Annotated in this window: 15 protein-coding genes, 1 pseudogene and 1 riboswitch; of the genes and pseudogenes, 11 read left to right on the forward strand and 5 right to left on the reverse strand. The window is 49.1% G+C overall.

All coding sequences use genetic code 11. The features are described 5' to 3' along the window. Positions 1-76: 76 nt before the first annotated feature. The 10 genes from cysK (at position 77) to B3A20_RS14265 (ending at position 11,055) form a co-directional block, all read left to right on the forward strand. Positions 77-1,009 (forward strand): cysteine synthase A, encoded by a 933-nt coding sequence (gene cysK / locus B3A20_RS14220; RefSeq protein ID WP_290766148.1) that lies wholly within the window; start codon positions 77-79, stop codon positions 1,007-1,009. Positions 1,010-1,250: 241 nt separating this feature from the next. Next, positions 1,251-2,357 (forward strand): tRNA 2-thiouridine(34) synthase MnmA, encoded by a 1,107-nt coding sequence (mnmA, locus tag B3A20_RS14225; protein WP_290766151.1) that lies wholly within the window; start codon positions 1,251-1,253, stop codon positions 2,355-2,357. A 196-nt stretch (positions 2,358-2,553) separates the two neighbouring features. After that, on the forward strand, positions 2,554-3,540 hold the full coding sequence (locus B3A20_RS14230) for a PLP-dependent cysteine synthase family protein (protein WP_290766154.1): 987 nt from the start codon (positions 2,554-2,556) through the stop codon (positions 3,538-3,540). 111 nt (positions 3,541-3,651) lie between these two features. Next, positions 3,652-4,815 carry a trans-sulfuration enzyme family protein gene (locus B3A20_RS14235; protein ID WP_290766156.1) on the forward strand — a complete coding sequence of 388 codons (1,164 nt, stop codon included), beginning with the start codon at positions 3,652-3,654 and terminating at the stop codon, positions 4,813-4,815. A 2-nt stretch (positions 4,816-4,817) separates the two neighbouring features. Continuing rightward, positions 4,818-6,038, forward strand: a complete 1,221-nt coding sequence (locus tag B3A20_RS14240; protein WP_290766159.1) for a MalY/PatB family protein — start codon at positions 4,818-4,820, stop codon at positions 6,036-6,038. Between the two features lie 136 nt (positions 6,039-6,174). Then, positions 6,175-7,119 carry a LysR family transcriptional regulator gene (locus B3A20_RS14245; RefSeq protein ID WP_290766162.1) on the forward strand — a complete coding sequence of 315 codons (945 nt, stop codon included), beginning with the start codon at positions 6,175-6,177 and terminating at the stop codon, positions 7,117-7,119. 164 nt (positions 7,120-7,283) lie between these two features. Then, positions 7,284-7,712, forward strand: a complete 429-nt coding sequence (locus B3A20_RS14250; protein ID WP_290766165.1) for a DUF4418 family protein — start codon at positions 7,284-7,286, stop codon at positions 7,710-7,712. Further along, the gene (locus B3A20_RS14255; protein WP_290766168.1) at positions 7,693-8,883 is read left to right on the forward strand and encodes an ABC transporter permease; all 1,191 of its coding nucleotides are present in this window, start codon (positions 7,693-7,695) and stop codon (positions 8,881-8,883) included. The genes B3A20_RS14250 and B3A20_RS14255 overlap by 20 nt, the downstream gene beginning before the upstream one ends. Then, positions 8,883-9,566 carry an ABC transporter ATP-binding protein gene (locus B3A20_RS14260; RefSeq protein ID WP_290766170.1) on the forward strand — a complete coding sequence of 228 codons (684 nt, stop codon included), beginning with the start codon at positions 8,883-8,885 and terminating at the stop codon, positions 9,564-9,566. Before B3A20_RS14255 ends, B3A20_RS14260 begins: the two co-directional genes overlap by 1 nt. Positions 9,567-9,636: 70 nt before the next feature. Then, complete coding sequence (locus tag B3A20_RS14265; RefSeq protein ID WP_290766172.1) at positions 9,637-11,055, forward strand: sodium:solute symporter family protein; 1,419 nt, start codon at positions 9,637-9,639, stop codon at positions 11,053-11,055. A gap of 91 nt (positions 11,056-11,146) precedes the next feature. Here B3A20_RS14265 and B3A20_RS14270 read toward each other — a convergent pair whose 3' ends face one another. Further along, positions 11,147-13,264, reverse strand: coding sequence for a glutamine synthetase III (locus B3A20_RS14270; RefSeq protein ID WP_290766174.1), 2,118 nt, complete (start codon positions 13,262-13,264; stop codon positions 11,147-11,149). 386 nt (positions 13,265-13,650) lie between these two features. On the opposite strand from B3A20_RS14270, the gene B3A20_RS14275 reads away from it, so the two are divergent. Then, positions 13,651-14,790, forward strand: coding sequence for a sigma-54 interaction domain-containing protein (locus B3A20_RS14275; protein WP_290766177.1), 1,140 nt, complete (start codon positions 13,651-13,653; stop codon positions 14,788-14,790). A gap of 41 nt (positions 14,791-14,831) precedes the next feature. Here B3A20_RS14275 and B3A20_RS14280 read toward each other — a convergent pair whose 3' ends face one another. The 4 genes and pseudogenes from B3A20_RS14280 to B3A20_RS14295 form a co-directional block, all read right to left on the reverse strand. After that, complete coding sequence (locus B3A20_RS14280) at positions 14,832-15,908, reverse strand: hypothetical protein (RefSeq protein WP_290766179.1); 1,077 nt, start codon at positions 15,906-15,908, stop codon at positions 14,832-14,834. Positions 15,909-15,979: 71 nt separating this feature from the next. Beyond that, complete coding sequence (locus B3A20_RS14285) at positions 15,980-18,043, reverse strand: TonB-dependent receptor (protein WP_290766182.1); 2,064 nt, start codon at positions 18,041-18,043, stop codon at positions 15,980-15,982. A 54-nt stretch (positions 18,044-18,097) separates the two neighbouring features. Further along, positions 18,098-18,333: riboswitch (cobalamin riboswitch) on the reverse strand. A gap of 25 nt (positions 18,334-18,358) precedes the next feature. Beyond that, positions 18,359-19,321 carry a DMT family transporter gene (locus B3A20_RS14290; RefSeq protein ID WP_290766185.1) on the reverse strand — a complete coding sequence of 321 codons (963 nt, stop codon included), beginning with the start codon at positions 19,319-19,321 and terminating at the stop codon, positions 18,359-18,361. A gap of 31 nt (positions 19,322-19,352) precedes the next feature. Further along, positions 19,353-19,624 (reverse strand): annotated as a pseudogene (locus B3A20_RS14295) (hypothetical protein); the annotation flags it as partial.

Below are 19,624 nucleotides of genomic sequence, written 5' to 3' on the forward strand. Positions count from 1 at the left end.
TCAGGCGGCTTTGCCGCGATTATAAACCTAACGCCTAATCCCTAAAACCAAAACCCCTAACAAAAAGGATTCTACAATGTCTAAAATTTACGCATCAGCTGACCAGCTTATCGGTCATACCCCCCTCCTTGAAGTTTCCCATATCGAAAAGGAAAACAATCTTGGAGCCAAAATTCTCGCCAAGCTCGAGTACTTCAACCCCGCAGGTTCTGTCAAAGATCGTATTGCCAAGGCAATGATAGACGACGCCGAAGCAGCAGGCAAACTCAAACCGGGTTCCGTGATTATCGAACCGACTTCAGGCAACACGGGTATCGGTCTTGCTTCTGTTGCGGCCGCTCGTGGCTACCGCATCATCATCGTGATGCCGGAAACCATGAGTGTTGAACGCCGCCAGCTCATCAAGGCCTACGGTGCAGAAATCGTTCTCACTGAAGGCGCTAAGGGCATGAAGGGCGCCATCGCACGCGCTGCAGAACTTGCTCAGGAAATTCCGAACAGTTTCATTCCGGGACAGTTCGTGAATCCGGCAAACCCGGCAGCCCACAAGGCTACAACGGGTCCGGAAATTTGGGAAGACACGGATGGCAAGGTTGACATTTTCGTCGCAGGCGTAGGTACTGGTGGAACGGTCACAGGTGTCGGTGAATACCTCAAGTCCCAAAATCCGAATGTGAAGGTTGTCGCAGTTGAACCGGAATCTTCTCCGGTGCTTTCCAAGGGCACGGCTGGTCCGCACAAGATCCAGGGTATTGGCGCAGGCTTTGTTCCGGATACTTTGAACACCTCCGTCTATGACGAAGTGCTCCCGGTCAAGAACGAAGACGCATTTGCCGCAGGGAAGGCAATTGCCAAGGCTGAAGGCATTCTCGTGGGTATTTCTTCTGGCGCAGCTTTGCACGCCGCAATTGAACTCGCAAAGCGTCCGGAAAACAAGGGCAAGACGATTGTCGCACTCCTCCCGGATAGCGGCGACCGTTACCTTTCCACTCCGCTCTTCGCTGACTAATAATAAGTAGACAGTAGGAAGTGATTAGATAGATTGAAAGATATTCGGTAAGTGCTTCGCGGTTCCATTCGCCTCGCAGTAGAAACCGAAAAAACATTAAGATGATTCATTATTGAGTGAAAACGCTAGATGGTTCCATTCGCCTCCCTAGCGTTTATTTGTGTTTTATACATCATCCGCCGCTGTGCAATTCGAAATGCTTTTCGAGATGCGCGCCGGGTAAATTACCAAAGGCAACAAGATGTCACAAAAAAAGCGAGTCGCAGTAGGACTTTCTGGCGGTGTGGACTCCGCCCTTTCGGCGTATTTACTGAAAAAGCAAGGATACGAAGTTATCGGCATGACAATGGCGACGTGGGACGGCTCCGTAAAAATGCCTGTGGTCGAAGGCCGCGAAGGTTGCTACGGTCCGAGCGAAGACAAGAATATCGAAGAAGCAAAGCTCGTTGCCGAGCGTCTCGGGATTCCGCATTATGTTGTTCCGGTCGCCGAAGATTACAAGCGAGAAGTTCTTGACTATTTCCGTGCGGAATACCGCGCAGGGAGAACACCAAATCCGTGCGTCCGTTGCAATCAGAACATCAAGTTCGGAGCGCTACAGCATGCAGCGCGCAAGCTCGGGATTGATTTTGACTACTTTGCGACAGGGCATTACGCGCGTCTTGATTTCAAGAATCCCGATGTTCCGTTCTTGTACGAAGCATTGGACGAACATAAAGACCAGACATACTTTTTATCGAGACTCTCGGCAGAGCAACTTTCCACCGTGATTTTTCCGCTCGGCGGAATGCAGAAAGCAGACGTGAAAGCGCTCGCCAAAGAAATCGGCTGGGACGATTTTGCAACAAAGCGCGAAAGCCAGGACTTTATCGAGTGTGGCGATTACTCGGTACTGTTTGACGAGAGCGATAACGTTCCCGGAGATTTTATCGATGTGAACGGCAAGGTTCTCGGGAAGCACAAGGGCATTGTGCATTACACGATCGGGCAACGCAAGGGGCTTAACATAGGCGGGCAAGCAGAACCGCTTTACGTTGTCGCCATTGACGCGCACCACAATCAGGTAATTCTTGGACCGCGAAACGCATTGAGCTGTACAGAAGTTTCTGCTGTTGACTTGAACTTGATGGTTTCGGAAACATCGCCACTTTTAAGGCAGCCGCTCACAGCACATATTCGTCTCGGGCATAAAGGCGCGGTCGCTAGGATTACGTCTCTAGACACTGCCGCCGGTACAATCAGCGTGCAATTTGACGAACCGCAATTCGCATCGGCACCGGGTCAAGTACTCGTGCTCTATGCAGACAAGGGTGTCGTGGCCTCAGGGATAATCAGCAGCGGAACATAACAAATAAACGCTCACACTCCCGCAAGAACAATCTTGCGAGAGTTTTTTAGTATAATAGAAACATCTTATTGCACTCAATACGGCAAGTAAATTAGAATAAATTAAATTCACTATTTTTGCATTTTCAACAGCAAAAAAACTTTGATTTTGCGATTTTGATTTTTACCTTTTAAAAGCTTAAATCCGCGAGGTCACAATGTCAAACATCCATCATTCCATTACAGAACTTATTGGGCATACACCGCTTCTTGAGCTCCACAATTTTGAAAAGAACCACAACGCCAAAGCCCACATTCTCGCCAAGCTTGAATATTTCAACGCTACAGGTTCTGTCAAGGATCGCGCAGCGCTTAGCATGATTGAAGAAGCTGAACGCACAGGCAAATTGAAGCCTGGTGGAGAAATCGTAGACCTCACAAGCGGAAACACAGGCATTGCGCTTGCCGCTATCGTAGCCGCAAAAGGATACAAAGTAACGATTTTCTTTGAATCGGGTGGTTCCAAGGAACGCGTTCAAATCATCAAGACATACGGCGCTCAGCTTTTCGATTACAAGGACATTCCCGAATTAAAAAAAGCCCTTGAAGATGGCACCATTTCTGACAACCTCGTCATCGAGGCTATTACAAAGTACACAAAGGAACACAACGCCTTTTTCATCAACCAGTGCGAAAACGAATACAACCCGCTCGCCCACTACAACACAACCGGGCCTGAAATCTGGGAAGATACAGACGGCAAGGTCGATTTTGTGGTTTCCATGGCTGGCACAGGCGGCACACTGAACGGCCTTTCGAAATATTTCCGCGAGAAAAATCCGAATGTAAAAATCGTGGGCGTGCAAGCCACTCCTGATTCCAGATTTTTCACCCCGCTCTCCGAAAAACACGGAGTCATCGACGGCGTCGCCCCATTTGCAAATGTCGACACACCACCTTCGTTTTTAACCGATTCGTCCATCTACGATGAATACATTGAAGTATCCACACTGCAGGCAACCGGTGTCGCGCACGAACTCGCTGAACACGAGGGACTATTCCTTGGCACATCCGGTGCAGCCGGCATTTACGCTGCTTCAATTGTTGCGGCACGCCCCGAAAACGAAGGCAAGAACATCGTCGTCATCACAGCCGATAGCGGGTTCAAATACCTTTCCACAAAGGTTTACGCACTGGGTGAGTAAAATATAGGCGAAAGCTATAAAAAGCGCTAAAAAGAAAGTATTGGACAAAGACTCAATCGCCTTCTATATTTTGCATAAAAAAAAGTAACGTTATTTTAGCAAGGATTTTTAATGTCTCGATGTATTGAAACAGACTGCATTCACTTAAAAGACGACGAAGCCGTTGCATGTAAAAAGCATTACGGTTCCGTCAGTTTCCCGATTTATCAAACGGCAACTTTTGCACACCCCGCTGTAGGAAAATCAACAGGCTACGATTATTCACGGCTTCAAAATCCAACAAGAGAACAGCTCGAAAAAGTCGTGGCGAATTTAGAACATGGCATTGGTGCATTGGCTCTTAGCTCTGGAATGGCAGCAATTGCGCTCCTCTTTGAAATTTTCAAGCCGGGCGATCACATCATTGCCGATTCCGATCTCTACGGCGGAAGCATTCGTTTATTCGATAATATTTCTCGCAAGAATGGCTTAAAAATTACAAGCCTTGATTTTACTCGAGACAACGTCGAAGAATACATCGATCAAAACACACGCGCCATTTATCTCGAAACGCCGACGAATCCGATGATGAACGTGTACGACATTCGTGCATTCGCAAAAATTGCAAAACGTCACGGAATCTTGCTGATTGTAGATAACACATTCCTCTCGCCATATTTTCAGAATCCGTTGGATTTAGGCGCAGACATTGTCGTCCACAGTGGCACAAAGTATCTAGGCGGGCACAACGACACCATCGCAGGGTTCCTCGTCACGAACCGTGAAGACATTTTAGAGCAGTTCCGTTTCATCATCAAGACAACTGGCGCAGGGCTTGCACCATTTGACTCCTGGCTTGTTTTGCGCGGCATCAAGACACTTGCGCTCCGCATGGAACGCGCTCAAGAAAATGCCATCGCCATTGCAAAATTTCTCGCCAATGAGCCTAACGTGACCGAAGTCATTTATCCGGGACTTCCGCAACACCCAGGGCACAAAACGATAAAGCAGCAAGCACGCGGTTTTGGCGCCATGCTCACGTTCAAAGTCACAGACAAAGACATTGCACTTTCGATTCTTGAAAAAGTTCGCCTCATTCAATTTGCAGAAAGCCTCGGTGGTGTAGAAACACTCATTACATACCCCGTCACTCAAACCCATGCAGACGTTCCGCCCGAAATTCTTGCAAAAAACGGAATCACGGATGCGACATTGAGACTTTCCGTCGGTATCGAAAAAGTAGATGACTTGATTGACGATTTGCGAAACGCACTCAACGAATCACGCAGGGGGTAAAAATGTCAAATGCTCTCGAAGAAAAAAATTTAGACTTTGATACAATTATCGACCGTCGCCATACGAAATCGCTCAAGTACGATTTCTATGTGGAACGTGGTGCTGTAAAGCCGGGAGAAGACCCGTCCGGGCTACTTCCGCTTTGGATTGCCGACATGGATTTTAAGACAAGTTCATTCGTGCAAGATGCGTTAGTCCGTTCGGCCCAGCACGGGATATTTGGATACAGCGACACTCAGGACGATTATTTCCGTGTTCTGCAGGGATTCTACCGCCGTCGTCACAATTATGAAATTGAAAGCCCGGATTGGGTTACCAAAACGCCCGGCGTCATGTTCGTGCTCGGCTTGGCCGTAAAAGCATATACAAATGTTGGCGATGCCGTCATCATTCAGGAACCGGTCTACATGCACTTTGTCGATGTCATCAGAGATAATGACCGTAAAGTCGTCAGCAGCGATCTCGTTTACGGAGAAGACGGCCGTTACCATATAGACTTCGAAGATTTTGAAAAAAAGATTGTTGATAACAACGTGAAATTATTCTTGCTATGCAGCCCGCACAATCCGGTTTGCCGCGTCTGGACCCGGGAAGAGCTCTTGCGCCTCGGCGAAATCTGTTTAAAGCATCACGTCATTGTCGTAAGCGATGAAATCCACAACGATTTTGTCTTTGAAGGGACGCACACCGTATTCGCCACACTTGGGGAAGAATTCGCAAACAACTCCATCATCGTCACCGCCCCGACCAAAACATTCAACCTGGCCGGCGTTCAAATTTCGCACGCCATCATCAAGAACCCAACACTTCGCAACGCATTTCGTCATCAAATTGACGCCACGGGTTATAGCCAAGTGAGCATTCAAGGGATCCTCGCAGCCGAAGCCGCATACTCCAAAGGCGATGTATGGCTCGACGCCCTCCTCAAGTATCTCAAAGGCAACATTGACTACACCGAAAAATTTATTCGCGAAAACCTCAAAGGCGTAAAGCTCGTGCCGATGGAAGCGACATATCTCGCCTGGCTAGACTTTAACGGCACCGGACTCACGACTGAGCAAGTTGACGATCTTATACTCCACAAGGCCCGACTCTGGCTCAATAGTGGCACAAAATTTGGAAAGACCGGTGCAGGGTTTCAACGATTAAACCTCGCTTGTCCACGCAGCATACTAGAAAAAGCCCTCAACAGATTAAAAGTTGCACTCGAAGCCGTCCAATAGATGCAACGAGAACCCTTAGGATGCTTAGAATCCACCTGAGGGTTCTTCTTTTTTAATATTCCTATAATATACATAGGATTAGAACGCAAAATTTCCTATATTTACCATGCAATCAAAAAAAGGATATAAACAGACCATGACTTTACAACAATTACGTTACGCCATCGGGATTGCGAAAGTCGGCTCTTTCAACAAGGCCGCCGAATCGTTGTTCATATCCCAGCCCTCTCTCACAACCGCCATTCACGATCTTGAAGACGAGATTGGGATTACCATTTTTAACCGCACGAGCCGCGGCGTCACGCTCACCCCCGAAGGCGAAGAATTCATCGCCCGTGCAAACGAACTCTACAATCACTACGAATCTGTCATTGAGCGTTATAGCAAGGAAGAGCAGAAGAAAAAGCGTTTCGCTGTTTCAACGCAGCACTACTCCTTCGCTGTCAAGTCCTTCGTGAACATGGCAAAAAAATTCAACATCGATGATTATGAATTTGCCATCCGCGAAACAAAGACAAAAGAAGTCATCGACGACGTGACAAGTCTCCGCAGTGAAATCGGCATCATCTATTTGAGCGATTTTAACCGCAAGTACATCACGTATTTGCTCAAGGAACACGATCTCGTCTTCCAGAAGCTGATTGAATGCAAGGCCTACGCCTACATGTGGAAAAATAATCCTCTTGCAAACAAGCCCTACGTAAATCTCGAAGACCTTTCGGATTATCCGTGCCTTTCTTTTGAACAGGGTGAAAGCGGCAACTATTACTTCGCCGAAGAAATCTTGAGTACAAACGAATACCACAAGACAATTAAGGCAAACGACCGCGCAACAATGCTCAACTTGATGGTGGGCCTCAACGGCTACACGCTTTGCTCTGGCATCATTAGCGAAGAAATCAACGGTTCCGATTACGTCGCTGTACCGTTCAAAGACGCGAAAGGCGAAGACGACCGTTCCATGGAAATTGGCTACATCACCAAAAAGAACTTCATGCTCAGCACCATCTGCCGCATTTACATCCGCGAGATGGAAGAATACCTCAAGACATACACCGCCGAACACAATTCAAACGCTTAAGCAAAGCGTACAAACTCATTGCATCACGCCCATCATCGATGGGCGTTTTTTTTGTTATAGCAAAAAACAATAAAACACGCTAAAAATAAAGTATTGGACAAACTCATATTTGCCTTCTATATTTGGCTTCGAACAAAAACAAAAAAGTCAACTAGGAGGTCATTATGAAAAAAGGTATTTTATTCGGCGCAACAGCAATTGCATTTGGCGTACTCGTTTCGCTACTTTCATTTGTTCTGCTTCCATTTTGCTCGGGTCATGGAGACATGATCATGCGCTGCCAAAAGACCTCTAGTGTTGACGGATTTATCGGTATCGCCATCGCCATTTTTGGCATTGTCTATATCGCTATTCCCAAAGCACAAAAGGTTTTGTCGCTGGCAGTAGTTGCAGGCGGCGTTTTCACAGCCCTTGTGCCCACCGTGATTGTAGGCGTTTGCGCAGCACCCCACATGCACTGTCATTCCGTTTCTTCCCCGGTTTTGCAAATCACAGGAATCGTCATTGCGCTCGTTGGAATTGCCAACAGCATTTACTTATTGAATCGCAGTATAACGCGACAGGAGACCTTAAATGAATCAAATCATACTTAGAATTATTTATACAAACTTTTGGCGTCACCCGTTCCGAAGCATTGGGCTTGTCATTTTAACCGCAGTCGCTTCGGCAACACTTTTATCAAGCGCTCTTTTTTCAGAAAGCCTTGACGCAGGCCTAGAGCAACTTTCATCACGCATGGGCGCAGACTTGCTCATCGTCCCGCAGGGCAGCGAAGCAAAAGATCAGCCCGTTTTATTGCAAGGCGAATTAAGCCATCGCACGCTTCCTCGAGAAATTCTCGAATTTACACGAAAAGTTCCAGGAATCAAAATTGCCACATCGCAATTTTATTTTTCCACGCTCGGGTCAAGCTGCTGTGACAAGAAAGTCAACATTATCGGTTTCGATTCCAAGACCGATTTTACCATCAAGCCGTGGATTCGTAAGACCTACAAGAAAGACTTTCCCATTGGTTCTGTAATCGCGGGTAGCGACATTCAAGTCGATGAATCCGGAAAAATCAAGTTCTTCGATCAGGAATTTACCGTCGTCGCACACCTAGAGCGCATGGGCAACAAGCTTGACCAGGCAATTTTTGCGGATGTCGGGACTATCGAAATATTGCAAAAGGCAGCAAAAGCAAAAGGGGTCAATTTCATCTCCGAAGGTGAACCTTCCGCCATTCTCGCAAATCTCGAAAAAGGCGGAGACTTCGAAAAAATCTCGCAGACGCTTCATCAAAATTTCGAAGGCATTCACGTGATTCCGCGCAGGAACTTGTTCGATAGCGTTATCGCCACGGCAGGTTCCTTCAAGCTCATCGTCTGGGTGATAGCCGCATTCTTCTTGATTGTCGCCATCGCCGCCGTTTCAATAGCATTCTCGATTTCAGCAAACGAGCGCAAGCGCGAATTTGCAACACTCCGCGTCATCGGCTTTACGCAAAAGAGATTGGAACACATCGTTCTTGGCGAATCATTGCTCGCAACCATCATCGGCACTGTCGTAGGCGCGTTTATCAGCGTATTTGCAACGCTCTCGTTCCGCGTGTTCATTATCGACAGTTTATCCGTACCGTTCTTGCTTCCGAGCGCACTAACCATTTTTGCGATTATCATCGTTGCAATATTCATTCCCACAATCACAGGCACAGGAGCCGCCTATCGAATAGCTAAACAAGTTGGCCGTCTAGATGTTTACTCGGCTTTAAAGGAGGAAACTTAATGATACTCAATGGTAACAACATTACAAAAGAATATACCCGACGCGGTGAAAAGTTCCCAGCCGTCAACAACGCCGATTTCTTCGCTTGGTCAGGCGATTACACGGTCATCTTCGGAGAATCCGGAAGCGGCAAGAGCACGCTTTTGAACGCACTCGCAGGCATCAGCGCTCCAACTTCTGGCAGCATCGCCATTGACGGGCAACCGCTTTACACCTTGAACGACGAAGAACGTTCAAGGTTGCGCAATGAGCGCATCGGCTACATCCCGCAAAACGCCGCCTGTTTGCCCGCATTCACCGTGACCGAAAACATTGAACTTGCAGCAAGCCTTTACAAGCACCGCATTGACAAAGAGCAAATCCAGAGTCTCCTCAAAAAACTCGGCATCGCCCATTTGGCAAACGAATACCCCGCTAACTTATCCGGTGGAGAATTGCGCCGCGTTGCCATCGCACGTGCGCTTGTCAACAATCCCGATTTGATTATCGCCGACGAACCGACAAGCAATCTCGACGAAGACAACAGCCGCAAGGTTTTCAGCCTTTTCGGAAGGCTTGCAAAATCAGGCGCAGCCGTCATTGTCGCCACACACGACCGATCGGCATTTGGCTACAACAATCGCACGTACCACATGAAATCGGGTACGCTCATCCCTGACATTGGAGAATACGGCAATCTCTAAAATTTCTAATTTTACAACGTCGTAAACCTGTCATGCCCGATTTAATCGGGCATCGCCTTTTCATGTCGATATGAAACTATTACTCATTTACTTCTTTGTTCTCGGTTTCATCTGCATTCGAGACTTGTTTAAAGTCAAGAACTTTGATGATTACGTTGTTGCAGGTCGTAAGCAAAGCTCCCCGTTTGTATTCATGAGTCTCATGGCAACCGTCCTTGGGGCATCTGCAACAGTGGGCATTGCCGCACGTGCCGAGAGCATCGGTTTTGCCGCCTTTTGGTGGCTCGCCGTTGGAGCGATTGGGTTCTGGTTTCAAGCCGCATTTTTGAGCAAACCCGTTCACGATCTTGACGTGCGCACGCTCCCCGAAATTGCAGAAAAGACAGTCGGCAAAACAGGTCGAAAGCTTGTCGCTTTAATCATCGCCGTTTCGTGGATTGGAATTATCGCCGCGCAATTCGCAGCCGTCGCCGGGTTCATCGGGCTTGTGCTCGGTCACGATGCCGGTACGCAATCCGTATTGATTACCGCAGTGATCGTCATTGTCTATACGCTATTGGGCGGGCAACTTTCTGTTGTGCGCACCGACGCTTTGCAATTTGGAATTTTGACGCTCGGATTTTTCGCCGCCGCCGTTTATCTTTTCGGCGGATTCTCGGGCGCTGAAAACGCATCGCTCCAAACTGCGCAAGAAATCGCAAACGGGTCAGTCGCACTCGCAAATGGAACTGTCGCGCATCCCGCGGGTCTCGTAACTTTTGGCAACTTCAATCTTTTGAATGAAAAGTTCGGCATCAGCGATTTAGCCATTATGCTGTTCACTATCGGCGGAGCATACTTTCTCGGCCCCGATGTCATTTCCAGAAACCTCGTTGCAAAAGATGCAACATCAGCACGCAAGGCCGTTATCGCCGGCAGCTTTGCCATCCTCGCCTTTAGCGTGATTATCGTTTTACTCGGTATGTGGGCCGCCACTTACGCCCCCGCCACAGCAGGCTCCGCCACGAATCCGTTGTTCCGCCTCGCCTCCGGCGTGCTCCCGCTCCCGCTTGCCGCCCTCCTTTCCGTCGGGCTTTTGTCCGCACTTCTTTCGTCGGCAGACACATGCCTTATCAATTCCGCCGCCATTTTCGGGAGCGACATTCTGAACACGCACCGCATTTCTGTTGTGCGCATTTCAGTCGTTGTCATCGGCATTATCGCCACCTATCTTGCGCTCCAAGGCAAAGACATCATCGGGCTTTTGACAATGGCCTACTCCGTTTACACGCCAGGCATCGTTGCCCCGCTCGCGGTCGCCATCATCGCGCACAAAAAATTCAAAGTCAAGAAAACGCTCTGGTACACAGGCGTGATTATCGGCGGGCTCTTCGGGCTCATTCCGGCAATCCTCGCATCCACGGCAAAAATCCAAAGTCCCGCTTATTTGCCGCTTGTCGGGATTGCCATATCGCTTGTGTTCGCACTTACGAGCTTGAGAAAGAAATAACAGAAAAAGTCGCGAGGCATCCCCGCGACTTTTTTCAATTTCATTCAAACCATTAGCCAACAACCATTGACCAAGGACTATTGACTACTGACTAATAAATAAACAGCATTTCCCTATACTTCGGCAGCGGCCAAAGTTCGTTCGGCACAATCTTTTCGAGGCCATCCACTTCCTTGCGGAGAGCGGCAATCGCATCGACAATGCCTTCGTGGAGTCCACCGAGCGCCTTTTCCATCACGTCAATCGCAGCGAGCAAGCGGTTCATGCCTTCGCCGAGCGATTTGGCGTAGCCGTCAAGACTCGGAAAGCCCTGGTTAAGGGCCATTTCGTTTGTCTTGAGCGCCTTGGAGTAAGCCTCAACAACAGCAGGCAAAATGATGTTCTTCGCCATATCGCGGGCGATTTCACCTTCAATGTGGATGCGCTTGTGGTAATCTTCCACATTCACTTCGTAACGGGAAACCATTTCGGCACGGTTCATCACTCCATACTTTTCGAAGAGCGCAATGTTTTCGTCCTTCGTCAAAGCCTTGAGCGCTTCCATAGAAGTGCGGATGTTCGGGAGGCCACGCTTTTCAGCTTCCTTCACCCATTCTTCAGTGTAGCCGTTGCCATTGTAAAGAATGCGCTTGTGTTCCTTCACGATCTTTTGCAAAATCTTTTGCAGGCCCGTGTGGAAGTTCTTGTCATCAAGCTTTTCGAGCTGCTCAGAGATCATGTCGAAAGCTTCAGCGACAATCGTATTCAGAACAACGTTCGGTTCAGAGCAGCTCTGGCTTGAGCCCGGTGCACGGAATTCAAACTTGTTGCCCGTAAATGCAAACGGCGAAGTTCTGTTGCGGTCCGTAGCGTCACGCGGGAGCGGCGGGAGCGTATCAGAGCCAAGTTTCATGGCACCCGCTTGCTTGCTAGACTTCGGCACGCCTTGTTCAAGCTGTTCAATCACGTCCATAAGCTGATCGCCAAGGTAAATGGAGATGATTGCCGGAGGAGCTTCGTGAGCGCCAAGACGGTGATCGTTACCAGCACCTGCGCAAGTCATGCGGAGCAAATCAGCATGCGTATCGACAGCATACATGATGGCGCAAATGGCGGTGAGGAACACGGCGTTCTGATGCGGGTCCTTACCCGGATTGAGCAAATTGCCCTTACCGTAAGAAAGGCTCCAGTTGTTGTGCTTGCCAGAACCGTTCACGCCTGCAAACGGCTTTTCGTGCAACAAGCAAACGAGACCGTAGCGGTCAGCCACATTGCGGAGCGTTTCCATCACAAGCATGTTGTGGTCGCAAGCAAGGTTCACTTCTTCAAAGAGCGGAGCAAGTTCGAACTGGGCCGGAGCCACTTCGTTGTGACGAGTCTTTGCCGGGATACCAAGCTTCCACAGTTCCTTTTCCACATCGTTCATAAAGTTCAAGATGCGGCTCGGGATGCTGCCAAAGTAATGGTCATTCATTTGTTGGTGCTTTGCAGGAGTAGCACCGAAAATCGTGCGACCGGCCTGATACAGGTCCGGGCGTTGCAGATAAAATCTCTTGTCGATGAGGAAGTATTCCTGTTCGGCGCCGAGCGTAACAGTCGTCTTCTTCGGACCGGCCTTGAAGCAAGTCATGAGGCGGCGAGTCGACTTGGAAAGCGCTTGCAAGCTGCGGAGGAGCGGCGTCTTCTTGTCGAGAGCTTCACCGGTGTAGCTGCAGAATGCAGTCGGGATGCAGAGCGTAGCACCATTGCCGTGACGCTTGATGAAAGCCGGAGAAGTCGGGTCCCAAGCGGTATAGCCGCGAGCCTCGAACGTGGATCGCAAACCACCACTCGGGAAGCTCGAAGCGTCCGGTTCGCCCACAATCAAATTCTTGCCGCTGAAAGCCATAATGGCCTTGCCACCAGACGGTTCAATAAAACTGTCGTGCTTTTCGGCCGTCGAACCCGTCAAAGGCTGGAACCAATGCGTAAAGTGCGTTGCACCGCGATCCATTGCCCAGCGCTTCATAGCATGAGCGACATCACCAGCGATGCTCGGATCAAGAGCCACGCCCTCGTCAATCGTTGCGAGCAATTTTTCGCAAATATCCTTCGGGAGGTAGGTGCGCATGGCATCGGCATTGAAAACGTCTTCGCCATAGAAATCGACATTTGCTGGAGCGGCAGGCTTCACCGCAGTCACAGGAGCAGTTGCGATATCGTAGATGGCCTTATTACGACTATTGTTCATTTTTTACCCTATTCTATCAAAGTTTCTGTCCAGCCATCCCTTCTTCTTGTCATCCCCGATTTATTCGGGGATCTCCATCTCGTTTTTTGAAAAGGAGGTGCCCGCTTTCGCGGGCATGACAAAGCAAAACAATTAATCCAGAATAGCAGAACACTGACTTTTTGTTTTACGAACTATAAGTTAGCAATGCTTTTACCCCTTTGCACCGTACAAAATCGCCTATTTTCGTCTCGTTTCATTACATTTTTGTAAAATTATATCACTTTATTACATTTTTGTAATACAGGATCGCAATTTATTACTATATTAAACACGTTCATCTCTCCTAGAGCTGCGTCGGGTTACAGCAGGCCCGGCGCAGCAACAGAGATTTTCCGAAATGCAAAATGGATATCGAAGCTCTTGAAAACACGACTTTCGCGGCCATCGTCGAGAAAATCCAAAAGGTTCGCAAGCGTGGCGAACTCTTAGAGAGCATTCACGGGATTTTAAAAAAGAACTTTGAATCCATCGAAAACGAGCACCAAATTGAATGCCAGAAAATCCGCAACGTCATTGAAGGCATTCCAGGCGAACTCATCGGCAACACGCGCGAAATGCGCGAAGTGAGCAAGCTCGTCCGCCAAATCGCCCCCACCGCCGCAACAGTCCTTATCCGCGGCAAGGCTGGCACCGGCAAGGAATACGTCGCCCGCAGCATCCACGAGCTCTCGGAACGCAAGGATTCCCCGTTCGTAGCGCTCAACTGCGACGCCCTCACCGAAGGAGCAAACTCTTTTGAAAGCGAACTTTTCGGCTTTGAACGCGGAGCATTCACAGGTGCCACCAACCGCCACATCGGCAAGGCAGAACAAGCAAACGGAGGCACGCTCTTTCTAGATGAAGTCGCCGACTTGCCGCTCCCCGCGCAAATCAAGCTTTTGCAATTTATTCAAGAACAAAGTTTCAAACGCCTCGGTAGCAACATCGAGCAGCGCTGCAACGTGCGCCTTATCGCAAGCACAGGCAAAAATCTCGAAGCCATGATGCAGCACGGCACGTTCCGCGAAGACCTTTATTACCGCCTGAACATTTTCCAGATTTCGCTCCCCGAACTCATCCAGCGCAAAACGGACATTTTGCTTTTAGCGGACCATTTCATCGAAAAGATGAATTACAAATACGGCAAGAAAATTTTGCGCCTAAGCTCACCCGCCATCGACATGCTCATGAGCTATCATTGGCCCGGTAACGTGCGCGAACTCGAAAACTGCATCGAACACGCATGCCTTGCGACAACTGACGTCTGCATCAACGCCTACGATTTGCCGCCCACGCTGCAAACCGACGTCACGTCAGGCACCTCCGTACTCCCCGAAGGCAACAGTCCTCTCGCCACGCTAATGGACAGCTACGAGCGTGAAATCTTAAGCGAAGCGCTCCGCCGTCACGACGGCAACATGAGCGCCGCCGGCCGCGACCTTTCCGTAAGCCCGCGCATGATGCTATACAAAATAAGGCGGCTAGGATTAGCCGCCTCGAACTAAGCGAATTGTCACTCCGACCATTGCGCCGGAGCATCAATCAATTATCTCACGATCGTGATGTTGTAAACCGGAAGCATGTCCTTCGGAGCGTCAATCTTTGTGACCTTGCCTTCGTCATACTTGAAGAGACCACCCTTTGCGCCACGGTCACCGACGTAGAGCACACCGTCGACATCGTCAAAGTAGAGGGATCCTTCGGCATCGGCAATGTCAGAAACCTTCTTAACGGACTTTTCAGAAAGATTAACTTTCACCACTGGGACATCGCCAAAGCCCTTGTAGATAGCGGCAAAAGCAACACCTTCCGGGTCAACGGCAAATGCATAGACACCACCGCCGAGCTTTTCACCGTCAACAACTACAGAGGTTTTCTTCTTGTCGAAATCGACAACTTCGATACCGCGCTTGTCGTCAGCATCTGTGCCATAGCTTGCATTGTATTCACCCTGAGAAGCGATATAGAGTTTGCCCTTTGCAAAGCCCATGGCCATCGGGTTTTTCTTAGCAAGCTTAATCGTATCCAAGAGATCGCCGTTGCTAAGTTTGTACAAAGCGAGGAGCCCCGGAACCGGATAAGCATAGTTTTCAGAACGCTGGAAGAGGGCAAACAACGTATCACCGCTAATTTCAAAGTCTACGAGGTTCGGCGTAGATGCCTTGCCCTGGTTGAATCCGTCCGTCTTAACGGTTTTCACAACTTCGCCATCCTTCACGGAGACCTTCACAAACTTGGCAGCACCTTCCAAGGCAACCCAGACTTCGTCCTTGTTCGCCTTCACAACATCGCTCGGATTGGCGCCATCGCCCATGTCCTTCTGCCACGTGACCTTTTTGTTAGAAACATCCACGAGAGCAAGGTTATCTGCACCGTATCTTTCGAGAACGAAAAGGTTTCCGTCAACGCCGACAATCTTGGAATCCTGATTGAATTCTTTAGAATCTTCGGACACCCCGTCTTCAGAAACCCAGCGGAGTTCGCCAGTTTTGTAGTCAGAACCGAAGACGTAGACAGAGCCCGGCTTGAGCGGGTCGTCATCGGCAGAGGTGGAGTTGTCCGAGCAAGCCGTCATGTAGAGAGCAAGAGCGGATGCCGCCGTAAGTGTTAGGAATTTTTTCATAGTGGTTCCTTTTTATGTTTTTCGCAGACAATGTAAATTACACGTTTTGCAATTTTCATCCTGCGCGGGGTTTAAAACCCCTGTGTTAATGTTAATTTGTACTCCCGCCCCGGAGTCGGGAATGGAACATAGGGATTTCTATAAGTTTCATCCGTCAAGTTCCGGAGCGCAAAAACAAGTCGTGTTTTTTCAAAAGGTGTATAGCCAAGCGAGACATGATGCAAATCCACAGCAGGTTGCTTGATACGATTTGCACGGTCATCAAAAATCTCGGTGCGGTATTCTGAAGTCCATGTCAAGTCGAGATGGTACGGCAAATCAAACCTTGCCTCGGCATAGTACGAACGTGCAGGCTCATTCGGGAGCTTTTTGCCCGTGTAATATTTTTCCTTGCTGCCATCTTCTGCATCCTGGAACGTTGCACGTAAAATCACAGAAAGCCATTTTTTCGGTTTGCTTTCAAGTTCCGCTTCAAAGCCACGCACATGCGACTTGCCGATATTCTGCGGTTTCGAGAATCCGCCGCTCACTAGCCAGTAAATTCCGTTTTCAACATCCGTCTCGAAATACGTTGCACGAATGGCGGTATTGCTTTTTGGAATCATGTAATAGCCACCGACTTCAAAACGCAACGCCGATTCATCTTTCAAATCCGGATTCGAAAGCATCCCCGGGTGGACACCATAAAGTTCCATCAGTTGCGGGGTACGTACAAAGCGCCCAAAGCTCACGTTGCCGCCATAGCGGGAGTCAGGCGCATCATAGCGCAAAAAGCCGCGTCCCGTCCAAGAAACATTGCGATCCTTCGCCGATTTTAAAGTCTTTGAAGCAGTCGGATGCACAAATTTTCCGCCATGCAAATCATCCTTGACAATCAAGGCCGAAGCTTCACCGCCCACAGTGAGATTCTTGACAAAATCATACTCGACATCGAAAGAGACATTCGTCGCCACGCGAGCCAAGTTCCATTTACTCGATGTCGTTCCACGCTTTTCGTAATACGAAGCATCCAGAGACATGCGCAAATTTGCATTCAAGCGGTCTCCCGAATAATTCGCAACAACTTCAGGAACAAGGCTATACCCCGCCGAACCGTACTCCTGCAAACCCGGCAAATCATAGCCCAGATGGTCTAGCGGATAATACGAATGCGAAGTCGCCTTTTCAAACTTTCCCGTGAGAGACATTTCAAGCCATAGCCATCCCAAGAGTTGCGGCAATTCCGCACGGTAGGTCGCCTGCGCAAATTCGCCCTTGTAGCCAGCCACAGACGTCTGGTAATCGTCTCGACCGGGATTTCCGCCTTCCGAACGGCTAAAGTTCATATTCAAAGTCGAGAAAACGCCATTTGTATGCAACACGCGCGCCTTGAAAAGCCCAGAGTATTCCGTAAATTCCGCATTGCGGCGTGTGTCCTTGAAATCATCATTAGGGTTGTAAGGCGTTCCATTTTGGCTATCAAATTCGTAATCATTATCGCTATGCCGCGCCGACAGAGACGCACTCACCGAGGCGCTATCCGTCAAGCGAGAGAGCAACTGCGTCGAAGCCTCCCACGTGTTGTGGCTACCATAGCTCAAAAGCACTCGGCCCGACTTTTTATCTTCCGGCTTGAGCACAGCTTCCGCAGGCTTTGAACCTTTGGTGACAAAGTTTATAGCACCGCCGATTCCTCGACCGCCAAATTTCGCAGGCACGCGATCCTTGTAGACTTCAATTTTTTCGACCTGATTCAAGTCAATCGAACCAAAATCAACCGCACCGCCCGACGCATCGTTCAGCGGAATCCCATCCATGCAAACGACAATATTCTTTGCAGAAATTCCGCGAATGCTCACGGTCTGGAAACTCCCGACACCGCCCTGGCGCGTGTACTGTACGCCCGGCAAAGAAGCCAAGACTTCAGCCGCCGAAAGCGAACGGCCTTCCCATACTTCGGGCAAAACTTCGGCATAGCTCGAAGACGCCTGCAAAGGCTTTACGTTTTCGGATGCCACTCCATAAACGGAAGACTCACCTAAATCTTGAACAAACTCTTCGGAAAAACCAGAAACGCTCGCAAGCAGTACGCCCGCGCACACGCGAACGCCCAAGAGACCGCTAGAACAACTGCACGCAGTCAAACACCCACGCAAACGCGTGGCTATGCAAAGCGATGTCTTTCGCACCGTTTAACAACCCGTGGCGCAAAACGCCCGTTGTGCCTTACAGTTCTTCTGACTCGGGGATCACTCTACTTCCAGCCCCTTCACACCCACCTTGCGGCAAGCATTGGTTTATGCTGGTTTCGTCCTCCCTTACAGCGGCGAGACCGTTCCCGGATTTGCAACATTGCAGACCGCAAAGCGCAGCACGGGATTCTCTTATATCGCGCCTTTGACGACACGATACAGCGTTTTACCGCATAAGGCATTACCTATGAAAAATATAGTAAACAATTCGGGGCGTTGTCATCCCCGCGGTTTCCACTCCGCAAGGACCATGCCCGCAACGATGGCAACAGCACCCGCAATCGCGACCGACGTGATGCGTTCCCCAAGAGCAATCACCGCCGTAATAATCGTCACCAGCGGAATGGCGTATATATAATTGCTTGCCAAAACCGTCCCAAGTTGCTTTAAAACTTTATTCCAAATCAAGTAGCCAAACAGCGACGAAAAAACCGTGAGGCAAAGGAAGTTGAGCGACACGACAGGTTTCGCAAAGTTCGGCCACGGAACTCCGAGGAACCGCCCCGCACCCGCTGCATTTGGAGCAAAAGCCGTTTCGCCAAGCATAATAATTATTGACGAGAGCGCGCCATAGAAAAACATCTTTCGCGTGATAAACAACGTAGAATATTTTCCGTTGAGGGGCCGGACAATCAAGGAATAAATCGTCCACATGCATGCCGAACTGAACGCGAGCAAATCGCCAACCGGCGAAAGCTTTAGAATAAACTTTCCATTCAACACAACAAGCACCATCCCGATAAACGTAATCACACACCCGAAAATCTGTCGCTTGCAAAGGCGTTCGCTCTTGTAAATGAGCCCGCCAAAAATCATCGTCAAAAGCGGATTCGTGCAGACAATCAGCGACACATTGCTCGACGGCGAAATCGTAAGCGCCGTATTCTCCGCCCAAAAGTAAAACGTGCACCCCGTCAGTCCGCACAAGCACAAAACCACTTCGTGCTTCCAGTTTTCGCAACGGAACTTTTTATGAGTCATTGCAAGCAGCAACAAGTACGTCACCACAAACCGCAACGTAAAAATCTGCACCGCCGAAAAGTCGTGATTCAAAAGCACCTTCGTGCTCACAAAACTCGTGCCCCAAAATGCAATCGTTCCAATCGCAAGGACATGCCAAAGCGCAAGACCGCGCGAAGCGTTTGCAGAAGATTCAAAATCTTTAATCGGAGCCGGTTTCATCAACCGCAAAGATAGTTTTTTTCTAAAGCCGTCAATCTATAACGGTTGGTTCCCCATATCGCACAGGTTCCACACGATTTACATCTTTATTCGATAAAAGACAATCAATCGTCTCCCTCGTAGCTGTGCTAAGAATGACAGATCGGTCCAATGCGGCATCCTCGCCTTTGCAAGTTTTCACAATTTCTTTGCAAGCATCCATTGAGACATCTTCCCAGCAGCCGACAACAATTTCAAGAGACACATCTTCAACAACCCAATGCGCCCCCGTGTAATCAAATTCCAGCTTTGTCGTATCATCAA

This window comes from Fibrobacter sp. UBA4297 (assembly GCF_002394865.1).
Classification (GTDB): Bacteria; Fibrobacterota; Fibrobacteria; order Fibrobacterales; family Fibrobacteraceae; genus Fibrobacter.